Here is a 21,420-nt window from a genome sequence, read left to right on the forward strand (position 1 = left end):
TATCTTTAAATCTTAGAATACACTATACTACTCTGATTACAAAATAGTTTTTCTTTCCTCTTTGTAGTAAAACAAATTGATCATTAATCAAGTCATTAGAAGTAATAGAATACCCTTCTTTTACCTTTTCTTTATTTACTGAGATAGAATTCTCTTTAAGGGCTCTCCTTGCCTCTCCATTTGACTTCAGGAATCCTGTATGTTCTGCTAATGCTCCAATGATATCTAATCCATCATTGATTAAGTCTTTAGAAGTTTCAGCTTGAGGCACTCCTTCAAAAATATCCAGGAATGTAGCTTCATCTAATCCTTTCAAGTCTTCAGAGGTAGATTTTCCGAATAATATATTAGATGCTTTGATGGCATTATCTAGATCTTGCTGAGAATGTACCATAATGGTAATTTCTTCTGCTAATTTTTTCTGAAGAATTCTCTGATGCGGAGCTTCAGCGTGTGCCGCAACTAAACTTTCGATTTCTTCTTTGGTCAAAAAAGTAAAAATCTTGATATACTTCTCTGCATCCTCATCACTCGTATTTAACCAATACTGATAAAATTTATATGGTGACGTTCTTTTGGCATCTAGCCAAACATTCCCTCCTTCAGATTTACCAAACTTAGATCCATCGGACTTCGTAATTAATGGACAGGTTAGTGCATATCCTTTCCCTCCACCAATACGTCTTATTAACTCAGTACCTGTAGTGATGTTACCCCATTGATCGCTACCACCCATTTGTAGCGTACATTCATGTTCTCTATATAAATGCAAGAAATCATATCCTTGCACTAATTGATAAGTAAACTCTGTGAAAGACATTCCATCAGAAGACTCCGAAGAAATTCTGTTTTTTACAGAATCCTTAGCCATCATATAGTTTACAGTAATATGCTTACCTACATCCCTAATAAAATCAAGAAATGAAAAATCTTTCATCCAATCATAGTTATTAACTAATACGGCAGCATTAGCAGTATTACTCTCGAAATCTAAAAACTGCGCCAACTGTGATTTTATAGCTTCCTGGTTGTGTCGTAAGGTTTTTTCGTCTAGAAGATTTCGTTCAGCTGATTTGCCAGATGGATCTCCAATCATTCCGGTGGCACCACCAACCAAAGCAAAAGGTTTATGACCAGCACGTTGATAATGTGCTAATAACATAATAGGCACTAGATTCCCTATGTGTAAAGAGTCTGCAGTAGGATCAAACCCTACATATGCCGCTCTCATTTGTTCCATTAGGTATTCTTCTGTACCGGGCATAGCATCATGCAGCATCCCTCTCCAGCGTAGTTCTTCTATAAAGTTTACAGCCATTGTAATATAATTCAATTAGACGCGGCAAAGATAAAAATATGGATTATATAGCGCTATGAATAACTGAGAAATCGTTTCTATCTATCTAAAGCAATTTTACTCTTTAAGTTCTTGGATAAGTTGCATTGCTTTTTCTTTGTAGATTCCATTATAATTAATGATTTCTTTGAGAATCTCTGAAGATTTTTTGATTTCTCCCAACTTAAGATGTGTAAGCGCACGATACCAATTAGCAGCTTCATGATATCTGCTTTCATTACTTATCGTTTCAAACTGCAGTAATGCTTCTCGTTCTTTTCCTGTATTAAGATAACTATTACCCAGATACAACCCAAACTGTTCTAATGTAGTAAAAGAAGTAGTTTTTGTAAGTTCAGAGATTACCTTATCATAATTACCTTTAGAATAATTTTTAACGATGTCATCCCATTCATTTGCTGTATCTCCTCTCGTAATATCTTCTGCCGGATACGGTGTATAATAAGAAGCATACAAATCTGAAAAGCTATCCGTTTTGTTTAAGTTATTCCATAACAATGTTCCTACTCCAAGTATAATAATAATAGAGGCGGCAATTTTCCAATACAAAAAATAGGTATTACTTTTAGATTGTTCTTTTTTTACTTCTGCACTGATTTTTTGTAATTTTTCTTTAAAATCAAGTGTATCTCTATCACTCAATACTTGATGTAGCTCACGTTGCTTTTCTACTTCACGTTTGAGTTCGAAATTTTCAGCTATTTCTTTTTCAAAAGCAAGTACTTCTTCCTCTGATAACGTCTGAGCAAGATATCCTTCTATTTTTTCAAATAACTCCTGAGTTCTTTCCATATTATGATTCTTTTTCAGAAATTATTTTTAACTCCTGATATATAGGATCTTTTTCTATCTTATCTAATAAAGATTTTTTACACTCAAATTTCTTTTTTCGTGCGTACCCTTCTGCATATCCAGTAATTCGGGCTATTTCTTTCATAGTATTCCCAGCAAAAACCAAACTTAACACTTCTTTACACGCATCACTTAGTCTAAGGAAGTATTTGCGATACAAATGTTCGCGTTCTTTTTTCTCTATATCTTCTATAATAGACGCTTCTAATTGTTCATCAACTTCTATTAATTCATTATCAAAGATTAACTTTCTTTTTTTGCGTAACCGACTTCTCCAAATATTCTTACAAATAGCATAAAAATAGGTGCGTATCGAAACATTAATATCCAATGTATCCGATCTTAGTTTTTGATACATCACTATCAACGCATCCTGAAATACATCTTCTGCATCTTCCTCATCACCAGAATTCTGAAGAATATAACCTCTGATATAATTATAATTTTTTTTATAGAAAGCCTTTATAACTAAAGTGTCTCCAGCTGCAATTCCTTCTAAAATTTCACGTTCTTTGGGGTTACTCATAAGTTAATGTCATCAGGTAGCAATCTGTTACCTTAAAATTGCAAATTTTATTCTACAATGTAAAAGTAACATTTTTACGTTCTTTGTTATTAATAAATATAGAATTACCTTATGAAACCTCTTGAATGTTATTTCAATATGACGAAATGTATTTTTTTTACACTAATAATCTCTTTGAACTATATTAACGCGCAAAGTGTAAATGATACAATTTTAGCTTCTCAGTATTATAAAAACGCTGATTCTTTATTGACAAATAAAAAATACAATGAATCTGTCGATTTTTTTCAAAAAGCCTTACCTATTTACGAAAAAGCGAAGGCTTGGGAAAAAGTTGCTAATTGCTATAATGAAATATCTACAATTCAATGGAAAAAGTCTTCTTATAAAGATTCATTTAATAATGCAGAAAAGGCTCTAGAAGTAATAACAAAAAATATCGAAAAAGAAAGTATACAAGAAGCTTACGCCTATGACAACATAGGAACTTATTATGAATTAAGCCTTTATGATTATAACACTGCCTTATTTTATTATGAAAAAGCTCTTGCCATAAAAAAAAGAATTTTACCAAAACTACATTTGAATATTAGCATTTCCCATTATTATATTGGAATAGTCTTTTTTATAAAAGGTGAATATAACAAGTCATTAGAACATCATAAAAAAGCTGTTTTAATTCAGCTTAAGGCTTTTGGAGAAAATCATAAAAAAGTGGGTAAAACTTACAACGAAATTGGAAGGGTATATATTAGAAAAAAAGAGTACAAAAAAGCTTTAGAATATTTCAAACAATCATTAACTATTTCTATCGAAGCTTTCGGCTCTAGCAATTTAGAGGTAGCTACTAATCTAAATAATATTGGCGTTGCTCTTCGCGGAAACAAACAATACCATGAGGCTTTAATAAAATATAAAAAAGCTTTACAGATATACATAAAGCTATACGGGGATAAACATATAAGAGTTTCCAATTCCTATTATAATATTGGACTCGTCCATTACGACTTGAAAGATTATGACAAATCTCTCGAGTTTTATAACAAAGCTCTAAATATAAGGTTAAATGAGCTTGGAGAAAATCATCAATATGTTGCTAATTCATATCTTGTTATTGGGCTCAGTTTTGATGGAAAAAAAGAATATGAAAAAGCATTAACAAATTACAAAAAAGCAATAAATATAAATTTAAATCAATCCAATATTAATCACACCATGGTCGCAACCATTTATAATTATATTGGGAATACTTTAAATAAAACAAAACAATTTTCTGAAGCATCCTCTTATTATGAACATGCCTTAAAAGTAAATGCCATTTCTAATAGTAGAAATTTACATTTTTTTGACTCAAATATCGCTTTGGAAACTTTTCTAAACAAAGCTAAAAATTTTCGACATTCCTATAGTAACAAAAAGAACATCCAAAGTTTTGAAAACTGCATACAAGTTTATCAAAAAGCAGATATGCTAATAGAGAGTATTAGAGAAACCTTAAGTAATTATCAGGATAGAGTAACTTTTGCTAACAAAGTCAAAGAGGTATATGAAGGAGCTATAGATGCTCAATTGCTGCTTTTTAAGCATACTCAAGATGAAGATGTATTACATCAAGCTTTCCTATATGCAGAAAAAAGCAAAGCAAATATTTTAAAAGAATTGCTAAACCAGGCCGACGCTAAAAACTTTGCAGGCTTATCAACAGCTTTTATAACTTTAGAAAAAGACCTAAGAATCGATCACGCTTTTTATCAATCCCAAGTTATTAAACAACATTCTAAACAAAAATTGGATTCTAGTAAAATATCAAAATATGAAAGCAAACTCTTCGAGATCTCTAGAAGGAAAGATTCCTTAACAGAAGTATTAGAAAAAAAATATCCTAAATATTATGAACTGAAGTATCAGAATGAAGTGATTTCGGCTGCTGATATTCAACAAAAACTAGATAACAAAACTACCTTTTTGGAGTTTTTTACAGCTGATAGTATTACCTATGCCTTTACGATTTCAAAAAGTAAAATTGGTGTAAAAAAGCTTGCCACTTTAAAGCTTACAGAAAACATAGAAGAATTAAGAACATCCATTACTGATAAAAATACTGCTAGTTATAAAAACAATGCGTTTGAACTTTATCAACAATTGATAAGCCCTATCAAAGATCAAATCGCAGGTGATGATTTGATTATCAGCCCAGATGGCCCGTTATGGCATCTTAATTTTGATTTACTACTTACTCAACATGATGCCTCTAATAATCCGAAAAAACTATCTTACTTATTAAAAGACTATACGATTAGCTATGCTAATTCTGCTAACCTTTTGTTTACTCCTCTCAAAAGCAACGAAAAATCTAATACATTAAAGGAATGCCTGGCATTTTCGTTTTCGGATAGCACCAATATTGTTGCAAGTAAAACTCTGAGTATGGCAACCCTAAGAGATACTGGTGATGATCTTCCTGGGACCCGCAGAGAGATCAAGGCAATTGCCAATATTATAGATGGAAATTATTTTTATGGATCAGAAGCTATAGAGGCTAATTTTAAGAAAAATGCTGGTCAGTATAATATCCTACACCTGGCGTTACATGGCAAGGTAGATAATGAACGACCAGAAAATTCTAAACTATTTTTCACTCAAAGTAAAGATACCGTAGAAGATAATCTATTGTATAGTCACGAGTTATTTGCGTTAGATATTCCGGCGGAGCTTACGGTGCTAAGCGCGTGCAATACCGGAACCGGTAAAATCGCCAAAGGAGAAGGTATTATGAGTTTAGGAACCGCATTCCAATATGCTGGAACTAAAAGTTTATTATTAAGCAGTTGGGAAGTATCGGACCAAACTACACCAGAATTAATGAAGTATTTCTATACCAACTTAAAAGCTGGAATGAATAAAGCCAAAGCACTGCAGCAAGCCAAACTACAATATCTCAATAATACGAATCTAAATAGAACACAGCCGTTTTATTGGGGAGGTTTTTATCTGATTGGAGATACCGCTCCAATTGAATTTAGTGCTAACTACAGTCTATATTGGATAACTGGATTAGTAGTATTTATAATACTATTTTTGAGTATATTTTGGTTTAGAAAGAGGAAAGCTTCTTTTTAAATAAGTAAAACAAAATATTTATTACTAATTGTTTACATTAGTATGACAGAATAAATACTATGATATTAGTTACCGGAGCAACAGGTTTAGTAGGTACACATTTATTAATTAAACTGGTGGAAGAAAAACATCAGATACGTGCTTTATATAGAACAGTTGCTAAAAAGGAATATACAAAAACGGTTTTTTTGCAATGCTCTAAATCCGAAGATCTTAATGGTTTTGATACCATTGAATGGATACAAGGAGATCTTAACGACATTCCAGCATTAACTGTTGCTTTTGAAGGAATTACTCAAGTGTATCATTGCGCTGCAATGATATCTTTTAATCCATCACATTACAAGAAACTACGCAAAATAAATATAGGAGGAACTGCCAATATTGTAAACTTATCACTGATCAATAAGATACAAAAACTCTGCTACGTAAGTTCGATTGCAACTTTAAGTGAAAACACTTCTCAAAATCCAATTAATGAAACCACGGAATGGAATCCCGAGATCTCTGATTCTGTATATGCCATCACCAAATACGGTGCAGAAATGGAGGTATGGCGTGGAACTCAAGAAGGACTTAACGCGGTAATTGTAAATCCTGGTATCATTATCGGTAGTGGTTTTTTTAATTCCGGTAGTGGATATCTATTTAAAAAAATCCATAAAGGCATGAAATACTATACCACTGGAACTACCGGATATGTAGCCGTTGATGACGTAGTAAAGATCATGCACCGCCTTATGAATAGTGAACTAAAAAATGAGAGATACATTTTAGTGAGTGAAAACTTGAGTTTCAAAAATGCATTTACCCTAATTGCCGAAGCTCTAAATAAGCCTATCCCCAAAAAGAAAGTTTCTCCGTTTTTAATGAAAATAGCGTACTATCTACAACAATTTAGTCATTTCTTTTTCAGAACTAAACGATCGATATTCAAATCCTCTATAAAAAGTGCTTTCTCTAATTCTTTTTATGAAAATGAAAAGATAAAAAAAGAGCTTATTTATAGTTTTACGCCTGTTAATAAAGCAATAGAAACTACTGCTTCTTTTTTCCTGAAGGAGAAATAGATTTAGGCTTTTTTCTTTTCTTAATTGCGTTTTCTATCTCTTTCTCTATTAGCAGTTCTTCACCAATAGATTCTAGATCATTGGTTGATTTTTTTTCTACTTTGACACCTTTTGTTGCTCTTTTAATAGAATCCTTTATCTTTTTTATCGAATCTTCTTCTTTTTTTAGTTTCTCAAATTTCACCTTTGATTTCTCCAGGTTGCTTTTTACCTTTTTAAAAATCTCCTCGTATTCATCTAATTGATTTATATACCAATTATTATTCTCGGCAAATACTAAACTATCTACACCGTGTTTTTTTAAGATATATGATTCTGGGTTTATTTTTTCAATATCAAAAACCTTTTTATAACTTCCCTTTGCAGCTTTCACAAAAGCAATATCCGTAAGTATCTCTACCATTTTATCTTCTGCTAGTAGGTTCTCCGGCTTTTGTGTTTTATCCAAACTTTGACAAGAAAAAACAATAAGAACTAAAGAAAAAAAACTATATACTATTCCTTTTTTCACACATTTAAATTTTATCAATTAATTACAAGTAAATCATAAAGTCGAGAATGTTTCTAACCACTGCGTTCTTACCATAAAAATTTTCTAATGCTTATTTCATCGGTCAAAAGTTAATCGCTGGGCATTCTTAACATCATAGAATTTAAAATTCTTATACACTAAACTTCCGTTCACAAAAGTATGTGTAATTCTTGATTTAAAGGTAGTCCCTTCAAATGGAGACCATCCACACTTATATGCTATATTATCGCTATTAACAGTCCAAGGAGCATTAAGATCTACTAAAACTGCATCCGCGCAATAGCCTTCTTTTATATACCCTCTCTTCTTCACCTGAAATAAAATTGCAGGATTATGGCACATTTTCTCTACAATCTTTTCTAATGAAATTTTACCTTTATGATAAAATTCTAACATTGCAGGTAATGCATGTTGTACTAAAGGACCTCCTGAAGGTGCTTTTGTATATACATTATCTTTTTCTTCTTTCGTATGTGGTGCATGATCTGTCGCAATTACATCTAATTTATCCTTAAGCAAAGCTTGAAACAATGCCTCTCTATCTTTTGATGTTTTTACTGCTGGATTCCACTTTATCAAAGTTCCTTTTTCTTTATAATCCTCATCAGAAAACCAAAGATGGTGTATACAAACTTCTGCAGTGATCTTTTTATCTTTTAATGGAATCTTATTCGTAAACAATTCTAATTCCTTTGCTGTAGAAAGATGAAAAACATGCAATCTTGCACCTGTCTTTTTAGCAAGTGCTACAGCTCTGGAGGAAGATATATAACAAGCTTCTTCACTTCTAATAATTGGATGCATCTCAATAGGTATATCCTCACCATACTGCTCTTTATATTTTTCGGTATTATTTTTTATAGTCTCTTCATCCTCACAATGTACAGAGATTAATAAATCCGTAGATGAGAAGATTTTTTCTAATACTTCGGGATTATCTACCAGCATATTTCCAGTAGAAGAACCTAAAAATAACTTAAGCCCTGCAACCTTATTCCGATCCACCTTCAATATCTCTTCTAGATTATCGTTAGTACCTCCAAACATAAAAGAATAGTTGGCATAACTGGTTTTGGCAGCTATTTCGAATTTTTCCTCTAGCTTTTCTATAGTAGTTGTCTGTGGGTTTGTATTAGGCATTTCAATAAAAGAAGTAATCCCGCCAGCTATCGCAGCTCTGGATTCTGTTTCTATTGTAGCTTTATGTGTTAGCCCTGGTTCTCTAAAATGAACCTGATCATCAATAACACCTGGCAAAAGATATTTTCCTTCTGCATCAAAAACTTGTACATCAGGAGACTTGGCACTTATCTGTGAAGCGATTTCTTTAAAAAAACCATTCTCTATATATACATCCCCATTAAAAATCTTTCCTTCATTAACAATGTTAGTATTCTTAATCAATACTTTATTCATGATCATATTTCATAACTATTAAACAAACTCTCTAATTTCATCCTTAACACCCCAAAAATCGCTTCAGAGATAATTCCTTTGCTCATTTTAGAAGTTCCCCGTGTCCTATCAGTAAACACCACTGGAACTTCTTTTATTTTAAATTTTGATAGATATGCTTTAAACTTCATTTCAATCTGAAAAGCATATCCCACGAATTTAATCTTATCAAGGTTAATTTTTTCTAAAACTTCTCTCCTATAACAAATAAAACCTGCTGTAGTATCATGAATATCCATTCCAGTGATAAAACGAACATACTTTGATGCTAACCAAGATAGTAATACCCTACTCATAGGCCAGTTTACCACATTTACTCCGGTAACATATCTCGATCCAATTGCTACATGTGATGTTCCTTTAGCACAAGCATTATATAATCTTATTAGATCATTTGGATTATGTGAAAAATCCGCATCCATCTCAAAAATATATTCATAAGATCGCTCTAACGCCCATTTAAACCCTGTAATATATGCTGTTCCTAATCCTAACTTTCCTTTTCGCTCTACTAAAAAAAGATGTTCGGGATACTCCTCTTGCAATTCTTTAATTTTTCCTGCTGTTCCGTCTGGAGAATTGTCATCCACAACCAGAATATTAAAATCACGCTGAAGTGCAAGCACATTTTTGATAATACGCTCTACATTTTCGATCTCATTATAGGTAGGTATAATTACTAATGCATCTACCATTTAAAGTGTTTTCAGGCAAATATAACTAAATATTCACTAGAATATTTTCGGTTTTTTACTCTAATATCATGGTTTACGTATATATACTTGGTATTTAAATTAGTGTTGCATCTTATTTACGATACTTTATTTTATTATGTAATAAGTATGACTTAATTTTATCCTTTTCTAAGTATGGAGGTTATTACAAGAGAAATCATATCTACTGACTGGATTACCATAGTAATCCTAATGTGTTTTGTGCTTTTAGCGACAGCTAAACTTATGAATTCTGCTCGTTTTTCAGAATTTGTAATGCTTTTTAACACAAACAAATACATTGTTCTTAATCAAAAAGGGAATAAACTATCTACATTTTTTAATGGAATTCTAGTTTTAGTTCAGGTTCTTTCTGTTTCATTGTTCGTATATCTGTGTCTAGATGTTTTACAATGGCAATCGGATACCGTTGACATGATACTGTACTTAAAGATAGCATCACTCTATTTGTTCGTTTTAATATGTAAAATTTTAGTAGAAAAAATAATTTCTACTATTTTTTCAATTGAAATTTTAATCGAAGATTATTTATTTTATAAGTTATCATATCGCAATTTTTTGGGGGTAATATTATTACCTTTTAACTTATTATTCATTTATACTGCGAAACCTTCAAAAATTGTTTTGATAGCACTAATAGTTTCTTTGCTAGTTTTAAACTTAATCATCCTTTTTTCTGTTTACAAGAAAAACGAAAACATCATTTTAAACCATTCGTTTTATTTTATTTTGTATCTTTGCGCACTTGAAATCGCACCCTATTTTATGCTGTACAAGCTAATTATATAATTTAGGGGTACGTTTACAAATAAAGACTATATATGAAAGTGAAAACGATTTTGGTCTCACAACCAGAGCCTAAAGTAGAAAATTCACCTTATTTCGAACTTGAGGAGAAAGAAAAGGTAAAAATTGACTTTATACCGTTTATTCACGTAGAGGGCGTAGATGCTAAGGAAGTGAGACAACAAAAAGTGGATTTATCTCAATACACTGCTATTATTCTTACGAGTAGAAATTCTGTGGATCATTTTTTTAGAATTGCTGAAGAAATGCGTTTTAAAGTTCCTGATTCGCTTAAATATTTCTGTCAGAGTGAAGCTGTCGCTTATTATCTACAGAAGTATGTAGTTTACAGAAAGAGAAAGATTTATGTCGGAAAACGTACATTTCAGGAATTAATGCCATTAGTTAAGAAGTATAAAAATGAAAAGTTTTTACTGCCTTCTTCTGATAAATTAAAGTCTGAAATTCCCGACACGCTTAATACCTTAAAAGTAGAGTGGAAGCAAGCGATTTTCTACAAAACTGTGGTAAGTGATCTTTCTGATTTAAGAGATGTATTTTATGACATCCTGGTATTTTTCAGCCCTTCAGGAATAAAATCATTATTCGAGAACTTTCCAGACTTTCAACAAAAGGATACTCGTATTGCTGTTTTTGGAAACTCTACTGTAAAAGCTGCAGAAGAACACGATTTGGTAGTAAATATTCAAGCTCCAACTCCTGAAACTCCTTCGATGACAATGGCACTTCAGAAATACATTAAAGAAGCAAATAAAAAATAACTTACTATTATTTTTTTGAAAATACTGAAAATAAAAGAGGCCTGAAATATAAATTTCAGGCCTCTTTTGTTTCTTAGCTTAGTATTTTCTTATCTACTAAAAAGCATAACGTTGTGGACCTCCTCTACGGATTTCCTCATTAGCATAGGATTCGAATTTTTTGAAATTCTCTCTGAATGCATTCGTTAACTTAAACGCTGTTTTATAATATTCTTCATCATTATTCCAAGTTGTTCTCGGACTTAATACACTTTTTGGTACACCCGGACACTCTCTTGGTTGTGCCACTCCAAATACTGAGTGAATGTGATAGTTATCATAAGAATACAATCCTAGATCACCATTTAACACTGCCTGGATCATAGCACGAGTATATTTTAACTTGATTCTGGTTCCTACGCCATAAGGTCCACCTGTCCATCCGGTATTTACTAACCAAACATTTACACCTGTGTCTTTCATTTTTTTGATTAACATTTCGGCATATTTAGCTGGATGCAATGGCATGAAAGGCGCCCCAAAACAAGCTGAAAACGAAGGAGTAGGCTCTACAACTCCAGCCTCTGTTCCTGCTACTTTTGCGGTATATCCAGATATAAAATGGTACGCTGCCTGACTTGGAGTTAATTTAGAAATTGGAGGCATAACTCCAAAAGCGTCTGCAGTTAAAAAGAATATATTCTTTGTGTTTTTACCGATAGAAGATTCCTGTATATTCTCTATATGATAAATTGGATAACTTACTCTTGTATTCTGAGTGATAGAAGTATCAGCATAATCAACCTCACCATCGTCTCCAAAAATTACATTTTCAAGAATTGCTCCTTTTTTAATAGCTCCGTATATCTCTGGTTCTTTTTCTGCTGAGAGATCAATAACCTTTGCATAGCAACCACCTTCAAAATTAAAGATTGTATTTTCTTTGGTCCAACCATGTTCATCATCACCAATTAATTTACGGTTAGGATCAGTAGATAATGTTGTTTTTCCAGTTCCGGAAAGTCCAAAAAATATTGCTGTATCTCCTTCTTCTCCAACATTAGCAGAGCAATGCATCGGAAGCGTTTCCTTATAAACCGGTAATATAAAATTTAATGCAGAAAAAATCCCTTTTTTGATTTCTCCAGTATATCCTGTCCCTCCAATAAGCGCTATTTTTTTTGTGAAGTTTAATATTGCAAAATTATGTTGACGTGTACCATCTACGGCCGCATCCGCCATAAAACCAGGAGCATTAATCACCGTCCATTCCGGATCAAAATCTTTTAGCTCATCTTCTGTTGGCCTTAAGAACATATTATAAGCAAACATATTAGACCAAGGATATTCATTGACCACTCGTATGTTTAGTTTATAATCTGAATCCGCGCAAGCGTAACTATCTCTAACAAATATCTCTTTACCAGAAAGGTATGAGGTAACCTTGTCGTATAATGCATCAAACGCATCAGCCTCAAAAGGAATGTTGATATCACCCCACCAAACTTTATCTTCAGTAATTTGATCTTTTACAATAAAACGATCCATTGGTGAACGACCAGTAAACTCACCTGTATTTACAGCGAGTGTTCCAGATTTTGTAATTTTCCCTTGTCCTTTTTGCACCGTTTCGTCCTGAAGTTCATCTGGAGATAATTGGTAGCGTATTGTAGCATTTTCAATACCGTAATGCTTTAACGAAATCGTTTTCGTAATTGGATACAGTGGTTCCATAAAAATATGTTGTGTTTGTTATGTTTGACAAAATTATAAATAAATATTACACTAACGGTTAAAAAAATCACTTAATCTTAACAAGCGAAATTACAAAGAAAATCCATCCTAAAATTAACATAAAACCTCCCAAAGGTGTAACAAAACCCATACTTGACAAAGAAATTCCTAATATTTCGTCAACTACCAAAAGGTAAATTGACCCCGAAAAAAGGGTCATTCCACTCAAGAAGAAATAAAAAATGCGTTTTTTGGCTACATCTTCTAAGACAGCCATGTTTCCTAAAATAATGCAAACGATTGCATGATACATCTGATATCGGACACCTGTCTGAAAAGAATTAATACTTGTTTGATCTACAAGCTTCTCTAAGCCATGTGCTCCAAATGCTCCTAATAGTACCGCCAATAAGGCTGTAACTGCTCCGGTAATCAAAATTGTTTTATTCATTCTTATTTTAGCAATAATTGATCATTTTTTTAAACAAAAAATAAATTTTAGACATATTTTATTTGAAAACATAACGAATACGTCAAAATTGAGAACTTACTTTTTGATGTATTTATTACATTCGCATCAAAGTTATCAAAATAATCATTAAGCATGCGAAAGATACTGGTCATTGGTGCAGGTAAATCCACTGCGGTTTTAATTAAATATTTTCAGGATAAATCCGAATCTGAAAATTTACACATTACTATCGGAGACATTTCCGTTGAAAATGCTCGGATACTCGCGGCAAATCATCCTAACACTAATGCTATTAAATTAGATGTTTTCGACAAAAACTCCAGAGAAGTCTCGATTAAAAACGCTGACATTGTAGTATCCATGCTTCCTGCCAGATTTCATATAGAAGTGGCTAAAGATTGCCTTAGATTCGAAAAATCCTTGGTAACTGCCTCTTATGTAAGTAAGGAAATGCAAGAGCTTCATGAAGAAGTGAAAAAGAAAGGACTCATCTTTATGAATGAAATTGGTGTAGACCCTGGTATTGATCATATGAGTGCAATGCAGGTTATTGACCGAATACGCAATCAAGGAGGGAAAATCATCTTATTTGAATCTTTTACAGGAGGATTGGTAGCCCCAGAAAGTGATAACAATCTATGGCGTTATAAATTTACCTGGAATCCTAGAAATGTTGTAGTCGCCGGACAAGGTGGTGCTGCAGAATTTCTGCAAGAAGGAGCCTATAAATATATCCCTTATCATAAATTATTCAGAAGAACTGAATTCCTAGAAGTAGAAGAATACGGTCGCTTTGAAGCATATGCTAATAGAAACTCCTTAAAATATCAAAGTATCTATGGACTAGATGATATTTTAACTCTTTATCGAGGAACCATAAGAAGAGTTGGGTTTTCTAAAGCCTGGAACATTTTTGTACAATTAGGTATGACTGCTGATGATTATACATTAGCAAACTCTGAACATATGAGCTACCGTGATTTTACAAACTCATTTCTTGCCTATTCTCCAACAGATTCTGTAGAGCTAAAGCTTCGTCATTATTTGAAAATTGATCAAGACGATATTATATGGGACAAACTATTAGAGCTGGATATCTTTAATACTCATAAAAAAGTAGGAATCCCGAACGCTACACCTGCTCAGGTCTTGCAAAAGATACTGATGGACAAATGGACCTTAGATGACGGAGATAAAGATATGATTGTTATGTATCATAAATTTGGATATGAACTTGATGGAGAACGTAAACAGATAGATGCAACAATGGTATGTATTGGTAAAGACCAAAAGTACACCGCTATGGCCAGAACCGTAGGATTACCAGTCGCCATGGCTGCATTAAGAATCCTGAATAAGGAAATCACATCTACTGGAGTACAGATACCAATCCGAGAAGAAATATATACACCAATACTTAAAGAACTGGAAGAATACGGTATTGTATTTAAAGAAAAAGAGCGTGAATATTTAGGATATAATCCGGATGGAGCAACAGGATAATCTTATAAAAAGTTTCGATTTTAAATCCTAACCTCTATTTTTGATTATTAATTGTAACGTATCTTTTTTATGAAAGGTCAATATGGTAGCGTAAAAATAGATGGGATTGACAAGGAAATTCTTCGTAATCTTATGGAAGATGCTCGAAGACCTATCTTAGAAATTGCAAGAAAGATTGGAATTTCAGGTGCAGCAATTCATCAAAGATTAAGAAAATTAGAAGCTTCTGGCCTTATTGCCGGATCCAAATTCATTATTGACCCAAAAGTATTGGGATATAAAACAATGGCCTTTGTTGGAGTTTATCTAGACAAAGCGGTTAGCAATCCTAAAGCCGTTAAGCAATTAAAAGATATCCCTGAAGTTATTGAATGTCATTATACAACAGGAAATTGGTCTATATTTATTAAAATTCTATGTAGAGATAATGAACATTTAATGAATGTATTGAATAAAGAAATTCAGGCAATTGAGGGGGTTTCTAGAACAGAGACCTTCATTTCGTTGGACCAACAAATCAATAGACAGATTAAGATATAAGAAAACAAAGCCTCATAGTTTTTATAACTATGAGGCTTATTTATTTTATTTAGGCAAAACTTAATCTCTTCTACCCATAAAAATAGAAATAAAATATAGTAATGTTGCTAGAGAACCTAATGCAGCTACCACATAGGTTCTTGCAGCCCATTTTAAAGCATCTTTAGCACCAGCATGTTCTTGTTGATTCACTATTCTATTGTCCTCTAACCAGGCTAATGCTCTATTACTAGCATCATATTCTACAGGAAGTGTGATGAAAGCAAATAATGTGGTCACTGCAAATAAAATAATACCTACTAGAAAAATCGTATTTCCGATCAAAGAACCTGTCGCTGATAAAATCAAGCCTCCCATAATAACCAAATTAGATAACTTACTGGCAATCCCTACAGCAGGAACAATCTTGGACCTCATCGTTAGCCAACTATATGCCGTAGCATGCTGAACCGCGTGTCCAACTTCGTGAGCTGCTACAGCAGCTGCAGCCGCATTTCTTTGATTATATACTCCTTCACTTAGGTTAACTGTTTTATTTCTTGGATTATAGTGATCTGTTAACATTCCTGGTGTAGAAATTACTTTTACATCTCGTATCCCATTATCTTCTAACATTTTTGTAGCAATCTCTGCTCCACTCATTCCATTCTGTAAATGTACTTTAGAATAGTGCTTGAATTTACTTTTTAGCTTACTACTGACAAATGAACTTACTAAAAAGATAATTCCGGCTAAGACATAATATCCCATCATAATTGTAAACTTTTTTTTGTTATTAAATTTACAATAATAAAAGCAAAAACCTCGCCATAAAGACGAGGTTTTCAGTTAAATAAACTTGAGTTAGCCAATAAGTCGAGTTTAACTTAAATAGTTATTTACATCTTCCAAAGGAAGGTTAAATGCTTCTGAAATAGCTGGATACACTACATCTCCGTTGATTACGTTTAATCCTTTTTTAAGCGGTTCATTATCTGCACAAGCAGCTTTCCAGCCTTTGTTTGCTAATTGTACTGCATATGACAAAGTAACATTAGTTAATGCCAAAGTTGATGTATAAGGCACTGCTCCTGGCATATTAGCCACAGAATAATGCACTACATCATCAATAATATAAACCGGATCTTGATGTGTAGTAGGTTTTGTTGTCTCAAAACAACCTCCTTGATCTACAGCAACATCTACCAATACCGTTCCAGTACGCATATCCTTTAGCATATCACGAGTAATAAGCTTTGGTGCTTTTGCTCCTGGTATTAAAACACCTCCGATAATTAAATCAGAAGTTTTTATATGTTCACGAATGGTATATTCGTTAGAAAATTCAGTATTTACATTAGCAGGCATTACATCATCCAAATAACGTAATCTCTTCATGCTAATATCAAGAATCGTAACATCAGCTCCCATTCCTGCTGCCATTTTTGCAGCCTGAGTACCAACAACACCTCCACCAAGTACTAATACTTTGGCAGGAGCAACTCCAGGAACACCTCCAAGAAGAATTCCTCTTCCTTTCAGCGGTTTCTCTAAATATTTAGCTCCTTGCTGGATAGACATACGCCCAGCCACTTCACTCATTGGTGTAAGTAATGGTAAGCTACGATCAGGATCTTCTACCGTTTCATAAGAAATACAAACCGACCCACTCTCTATCATTGCTTTTGTTAAAGGCTCACTTGAAGCAAAATGAAAATAAGTGAATAGCAATTGATCTTTCTTGATCAATTTATATTCTGGTTCTATAGGCTCCTTCACCTTTATAATCATCTCAGCAGTCTGATACACCTCTTCTATAGTAGGTAATATCTTTGCTCCTGCACCGATATATTCATCATCACTAAAACCACTCTGAAGGCCAGCATCTTGCTGAATGAAAACAGTGTGACCATGACTAACGAGTGCCATTGTTCCAGCAGGTGTTACACCTACTCTGTTCTCGTTATTCTTGATTTCCTTAGGAACACCAATTATCATATTCTTAATTTTTGGTCGAAAATAAATTTTTTATTGAAATAAAACAATAAAATAAGCCTAAAAAATATCTTATCCGTAATTTACTATATTACACAATAACTTGTTAAAATACAATTAGAATTAGCAATTTCTGTTAGTTTTTGTAGCGGAATTTAAAATAAAGCAGCAAAAATCCAGATATAGCCGTAACAAAGTTTGCTAAAATCACAGGTAGACTACCTATCAAATACCCATAAACCAACCAACAAAGCACTCCACTTTCAAAAATTAACAACATTGACATCGATAAACTTTCTGCAGATTTTGTCTTCCAGGTTTTATATACTTGTGGTAAAAAAGCAGCTGTTGTTAATATTGCTGCTATTAATCCCAGAACTTCTATTGAGTCGATCATATTTTTTGAGATAAAAGAAAAATAGAATAAAGAGATAAAAGACAATTCTCTTTATTCTATTCTCTGTATTCTTGGTCTACCCAACCACATTCACAATCTTACCTGGTACCACGATTACCTTTTTAGGAGTTCTACCATCAAGTTGTTGTTGTGTTTTTTCGTGCGCCATTACAGCAGCTTCGATATCTTCTTTACTTAAGTCTAATGATAATTCCATCATAAAACGCATTTTACCATTAAATGAAATAGGATATTGCTTTGTACTTTCTACCAAATGCTTCTCTTCAAAAATTGGAAACTCGGCTGTGGAAATTGAAGTTTCATTACCCAATTTATTCCATAACTCTTCTGCAATATGCGGAGCATACGGAGAAACTAGCACCAATAATGGTTCTAAAATTGCTCTGGAATTACATTTCTGAGCTGTTAATTCATTTACTGCAATCATAAAAGTACTTACCGAAGTATTAAAAGAGAAATTCTCTATATCTTCTTCTACTTTTTTGATCGTTTTATGCAAGGTTTTTAGATTATCCTTAGTAGGTTCTGTATCGCTTACGCTGAAAATATCTCCATTATGATATAGTTTCCATAATTTCTTTAAGAAAGAATGAACCCCTGTAATTCCAGCAGTATTCCAAGGTTTTGCTTGTTCTAGCGGCCCTAAGAACATCTCATATAGTCGTAAACTATCAGCTCCATATTGTTCACAAATACCATCTGGATTTACTACGTTGTATTTGGATTTGGACATTTTTTCTACTTCTCGTCCGACAATATATTTGCCATCCTCTAAAAGGTAAACTCCTTTGGATATATCATCATATCTTTTATCTTTCTTGAAAGAATCAATATCTAATTCATCGGTTAAACCTTTTAATAAAGAAATATCAACATGTCTTTTCAATACATGTGAAGCTCCAAAATTAATTTCAAATGTCCAATCTGATTTAGATCCATATTTTTTTTCTACCCAATCTTCAATAATAACAGAATGATTATTTTCAATTATATCATTATAATCTCTTTCAGATATAAAAATTGGTTCAGGTCTTGGAACATCTATACTTATATTCCCTTTTGTTTTATTAACACAATTCAACAAGTAAACATAAACAAAAGCACTAGTTCCCAAAATCATTCCTTGGTTGATCAACTTCTTTGCAAATTCATCAACTGGTACAACACCTCTATCAAATAAGAACTTTTGCCAGAAACGTGCATATAATAAATGACCCGTAGCATGTTCACTTCCTCCTATATATAGATCGACATCTTTCCAATACTTAATAGCATCTTGAGAAAACACCTCATCTTCATTATTAGGATCCATATACCTATTAAAGTAATAGGAACTTCCTGCCCAACCTGGCATCGTATTTAACTCCAAAGGAAATACTGTTGTATGATTTATTTGATCATTCGCAACTACTTCATTCTTTTCTGTGTCCCAAGCCCAAACATCGGCACGACCTAATGGCGGCTCACCAGTTTCTGTTGGCAGATATTTTTCTACTTCCGGTAATTGGATTGGTAAATGTTTTAGATCGATCATCTGCGGCATTCCATCTACATAATATACGGGAAACGGTTCTCCCCAATAGCGCTGGCGGCTAAACACTGCATCTCGCAACCTATAATTTATTTTACCTTTTCCTTGACCTAATTTCTCTAACTCATAAATCGCGGTTTTTACCGCTTTTTTATATTTCAAACCATTTAAAAAGTCCGAATTGGTAATGATTGTATTGTCTTTATCTGCAAACGCTTCTTCAGAAATATCTATTCCTTCAAAAATATTAGGAATAGCAATCCCAAAGTGTTTTGCAAAATCATAATCACGTTGATCTCCACAAGGTACCGCCATAACAGCTCCTGTACCATATCCGGCTAAGACATAATCACCGATCCAGATTGGAACTGGTTCCTTAGTAAATGGATGCTCAGCGTAAGCTCCTGTAAATACACCACTAATGGTTTTTACGTCGGCCATACGATCACGTTCACTACGTTTTGCTGTTGCTTCTATGTACGTATTTATCGCTTCTTTTTGTTCTGGAGTTGTAATTTTGGCTACCAATTCATGTTCTGGAGCTAATGTCATAAAACTTACTCCAAAAATGGTATCAGGACGTGTAGTAAACACATCGATTGTGTGTTCCTTCACATCCTCTCCTAAATCCTCCCCAGAGGGAAGGACTTTTAGCGTCTCTTCAATTTTACCTACTACTTTATTTATATCGCTTATGACTTCATCATTTGTAAAACGTAAAAGGGTGTACCCCTTCTTTTCCTCTAATATTAATTGTCTCTCCTGATCTGCTTCTTTTTGATGATCATGAATTTCTCCATCAACTTCAATAATGAGTCTTTTAGAAAGGCAAACAAAATCCACTATGTAAGCATCAATAGGATGTTGTTGTCTAAATTTATGTCCTAGCTTCTTTGTCTTTAATTTTTCCCATAAAAGAGCTTCTGCTTTAGTAGGATTGGCTCTCATTTCTTTAGCTCTTTCCAAAAGTGCTCCAGCAATTTCTGGATTTCCAGTCAAATACCCTGCACTTTGCTCCCTTTCCTCTGGGAAGGGTTGGGGATGGGAAGAGAGGACATTAAACGTCACACTTGCTCCTTCAGAACGACCAATCCAATTGGTTTGAGAATCTTTTAGTGGCTGAGGCCAATCAATAGTATTTAATCCATCTATTAAACGTTGTGCATATGCAGAAATACGCATACTCCATTGTGTCATCTTTTTACGAATCACCGGATAACCACCACGCTCAGAAACACCATTTACGATTTCATCATTAGCTAATACCGTTCCTAATTGCGGACACCAGTTTACTTCGGTTTCTGCTAAATAGGTTAATCTATACTTTAGTAATACTTCTTGTTTTTCTTTTGATGAAAAAGCATTCCAGTCAGCAGCAGTAAATTCTGTTATATCTTCATCGCAAACAGCGTTTACTTTTGCATTCCCTTCATTAGAAAACACCTGTTCTAATTCACTAATGGGTCTTGCTTTATCGGCATCATTATCATACCAGGAATTGAACAACTCAATGAAGATCCACTGCGTCCATTTATAAAACTTAGGATCACTGGTTTTTACTTCACGACTCCAATCAAAAGAAAATCCTATTTTATCCAATTGCTCGCGATATCTAGCGATATTTTCTTTGGTAGTGATTGCAGGATGTTGACCTGTTTGGATCGCATACTGCTCTGCAGGCAAACCGAATGAGTCATATCCTTGCGGGTGTAATACGTTAAATCCTTTGTGACGTTTATATCTTGCATAAATATCACTGGCAATATATCCTAATGGGTGCCCAACGTGTAGTCCTGCTCCAGAAGGATAAGGAAACATGTCTAGTACATAGTATTTTGGTTTATCACTGTTGTTTTCAGCTTTAAACGTTCCATTCTCTGCCCAATAGGCTTGCCATCTGGCCTCAATCGTATTAAAATCGTAACTCATCATCTGAAATTAAGACCGCAAATTTACGATTTTATGCGAGTTAAACGACAGATCACTTTTAAGTTCTTTCTAATTTGATTTTCAAATTTAAACCTTCAACATTATATCTTTCATTTCTTTTGCTTG

18 protein-coding genes are annotated in these 21,420 nt (G+C 33.4%); 6 read left to right on the forward strand and 12 right to left on the reverse strand.

What is annotated here, in order from left to right:
- Nucleotides 1-22: 22 nt before the first annotated feature.
- The 3 genes from tyrS to Q0910_RS16630 form a co-directional block, all read right to left on the reverse strand.
- The gene (tyrS, locus tag Q0910_RS16620; RefSeq protein WP_299218869.1) at nt 23-1,318 is read right to left on the reverse strand and encodes a tyrosine--tRNA ligase; all 1,296 of its coding nucleotides are present in this window, start codon (nt 1,316-1,318) and stop codon (nt 23-25) included.
- Between the two features lie 96 nt (nt 1,319-1,414).
- Nucleotides 1,415-2,149, reverse strand: coding sequence for a hypothetical protein (locus Q0910_RS16625; RefSeq protein ID WP_299218871.1), 735 nt, complete (start codon nt 2,147-2,149; stop codon nt 1,415-1,417).
- A 1-nt stretch (nt 2,150) separates the two neighbouring features.
- On the reverse strand, nt 2,151-2,735 hold the full coding sequence (locus Q0910_RS16630; protein WP_299218873.1) for a sigma-70 family RNA polymerase sigma factor: 585 nt from the start codon (nt 2,733-2,735) through the stop codon (nt 2,151-2,153).
- Nucleotides 2,736-2,909: 174 nt separating this feature from the next.
- Between Q0910_RS16630 and Q0910_RS16635 the strand changes: the two genes are divergently transcribed.
- Nucleotides 2,910-5,855 carry a CHAT domain-containing tetratricopeptide repeat protein gene (locus tag Q0910_RS16635; RefSeq protein ID WP_299218875.1) on the forward strand — a complete coding sequence of 982 codons (2,946 nt, stop codon included), beginning with the start codon at nt 2,910-2,912 and terminating at the stop codon, nt 5,853-5,855.
- Nucleotides 5,856-5,914: 59 nt separating this feature from the next.
- Entirely contained in the window at nt 5,915-6,925 is a 1,011-nt protein-coding gene (locus Q0910_RS16640; protein ID WP_299218877.1) for an NAD-dependent epimerase/dehydratase family protein, read from the forward strand.
- Here the strand turns inward: Q0910_RS16640 and Q0910_RS16645 are convergent.
- The 3 genes from Q0910_RS16645 to Q0910_RS16655 all read right to left on the reverse strand — a co-directional run bounded on the left by Q0910_RS16645 (nt 6,894) and on the right by Q0910_RS16655 (nt 9,607).
- Nucleotides 6,894-7,436, reverse strand: coding sequence for a DUF4296 domain-containing protein (locus Q0910_RS16645; protein WP_299218879.1), 543 nt, complete (start codon nt 7,434-7,436; stop codon nt 6,894-6,896). The genes Q0910_RS16640 and Q0910_RS16645 overlap by 32 nt on opposite strands.
- Before the next feature lie 96 nt (nt 7,437-7,532).
- Nucleotides 7,533-8,873: a dihydroorotase gene (locus Q0910_RS16650; RefSeq protein ID WP_299218882.1), complete on the reverse strand. Its 1,341-nt coding sequence runs from the start codon at nt 8,871-8,873 to the stop codon at nt 7,533-7,535.
- 2 nt (nt 8,874-8,875) lie between these two features.
- Entirely contained in the window at nt 8,876-9,607 is a 732-nt protein-coding gene (locus Q0910_RS16655) for a polyprenol monophosphomannose synthase (protein WP_299218884.1), read from the reverse strand.
- 174 nt (nt 9,608-9,781) lie between these two features.
- Between Q0910_RS16655 and Q0910_RS28670 the strand changes: the two genes are divergently transcribed.
- Entirely contained in the window at nt 9,782-10,435 is a 654-nt protein-coding gene (locus Q0910_RS28670) for a DUF4271 domain-containing protein (protein WP_366142673.1), read from the forward strand.
- A gap of 32 nt (nt 10,436-10,467) precedes the next feature.
- Nucleotides 10,468-11,214: a uroporphyrinogen-III synthase gene (locus Q0910_RS16660; protein WP_299218886.1), complete on the forward strand. Its 747-nt coding sequence runs from the start codon at nt 10,468-10,470 to the stop codon at nt 11,212-11,214.
- 96 nt (nt 11,215-11,310) lie between these two features.
- Here Q0910_RS16660 and pckA read toward each other — a convergent pair whose 3' ends face one another.
- Together pckA and Q0910_RS16670 are read right to left on the reverse strand one after the other, a co-directional pair.
- On the reverse strand, nt 11,311-12,927 hold the full coding sequence (gene pckA, locus Q0910_RS16665; RefSeq protein WP_299218888.1) for a phosphoenolpyruvate carboxykinase (ATP): 1,617 nt from the start codon (nt 12,925-12,927) through the stop codon (nt 11,311-11,313).
- A gap of 67 nt (nt 12,928-12,994) precedes the next feature.
- The gene (locus tag Q0910_RS16670) at nt 12,995-13,378 is read right to left on the reverse strand and encodes a DUF423 domain-containing protein (RefSeq protein WP_299218890.1); all 384 of its coding nucleotides are present in this window, start codon (nt 13,376-13,378) and stop codon (nt 12,995-12,997) included.
- Nucleotides 13,379-13,531: 153 nt separating this feature from the next.
- Here Q0910_RS16670 and Q0910_RS16675 point away from each other — a divergent pair, with 153 nt between their 5' ends.
- Both Q0910_RS16675 and Q0910_RS16680 read left to right on the forward strand, forming a co-directional pair.
- Nucleotides 13,532-14,902 carry a saccharopine dehydrogenase family protein gene (locus Q0910_RS16675; protein WP_299218892.1) on the forward strand — a complete coding sequence of 457 codons (1,371 nt, stop codon included), beginning with the start codon at nt 13,532-13,534 and terminating at the stop codon, nt 14,900-14,902.
- Between the two features lie 69 nt (nt 14,903-14,971).
- Complete coding sequence (locus tag Q0910_RS16680; RefSeq protein ID WP_298548587.1) at nt 14,972-15,442, forward strand: Lrp/AsnC ligand binding domain-containing protein; 471 nt, start codon at nt 14,972-14,974, stop codon at nt 15,440-15,442.
- 60 nt (nt 15,443-15,502) lie between these two features.
- Here the strand turns inward: Q0910_RS16680 and Q0910_RS16685 are convergent, their stop codons facing one another.
- The 4 genes from Q0910_RS16685 to Q0910_RS16700 all read right to left on the reverse strand — a co-directional run bounded on the left by Q0910_RS16685 (nt 15,503) and on the right by Q0910_RS16700 (nt 21,294).
- On the reverse strand, nt 15,503-16,195 hold the full coding sequence (locus Q0910_RS16685) for a zinc metallopeptidase (protein WP_299218896.1): 693 nt from the start codon (nt 16,193-16,195) through the stop codon (nt 15,503-15,505).
- 108 nt (nt 16,196-16,303) lie between these two features.
- Complete coding sequence (gene ald, locus Q0910_RS16690) at nt 16,304-17,419, reverse strand: alanine dehydrogenase (protein WP_299218898.1); 1,116 nt, start codon at nt 17,417-17,419, stop codon at nt 16,304-16,306.
- A 133-nt stretch (nt 17,420-17,552) separates the two neighbouring features.
- The gene (locus Q0910_RS16695; protein ID WP_299218900.1) at nt 17,553-17,813 is read right to left on the reverse strand and encodes a SemiSWEET transporter; all 261 of its coding nucleotides are present in this window, start codon (nt 17,811-17,813) and stop codon (nt 17,553-17,555) included.
- Between the two features lie 76 nt (nt 17,814-17,889).
- Entirely contained in the window at nt 17,890-21,294 is a 3,405-nt protein-coding gene (locus Q0910_RS16700) for a DUF559 domain-containing protein (protein WP_299218902.1), read from the reverse strand.
- Between the last annotated feature and the right edge of the window lie 126 nt (nt 21,295-21,420).

This window comes from uncultured Aquimarina sp. (assembly GCF_947495315.1).
GTDB lineage: Bacteria > Bacteroidota > Bacteroidia > Flavobacteriales > Flavobacteriaceae > Aquimarina.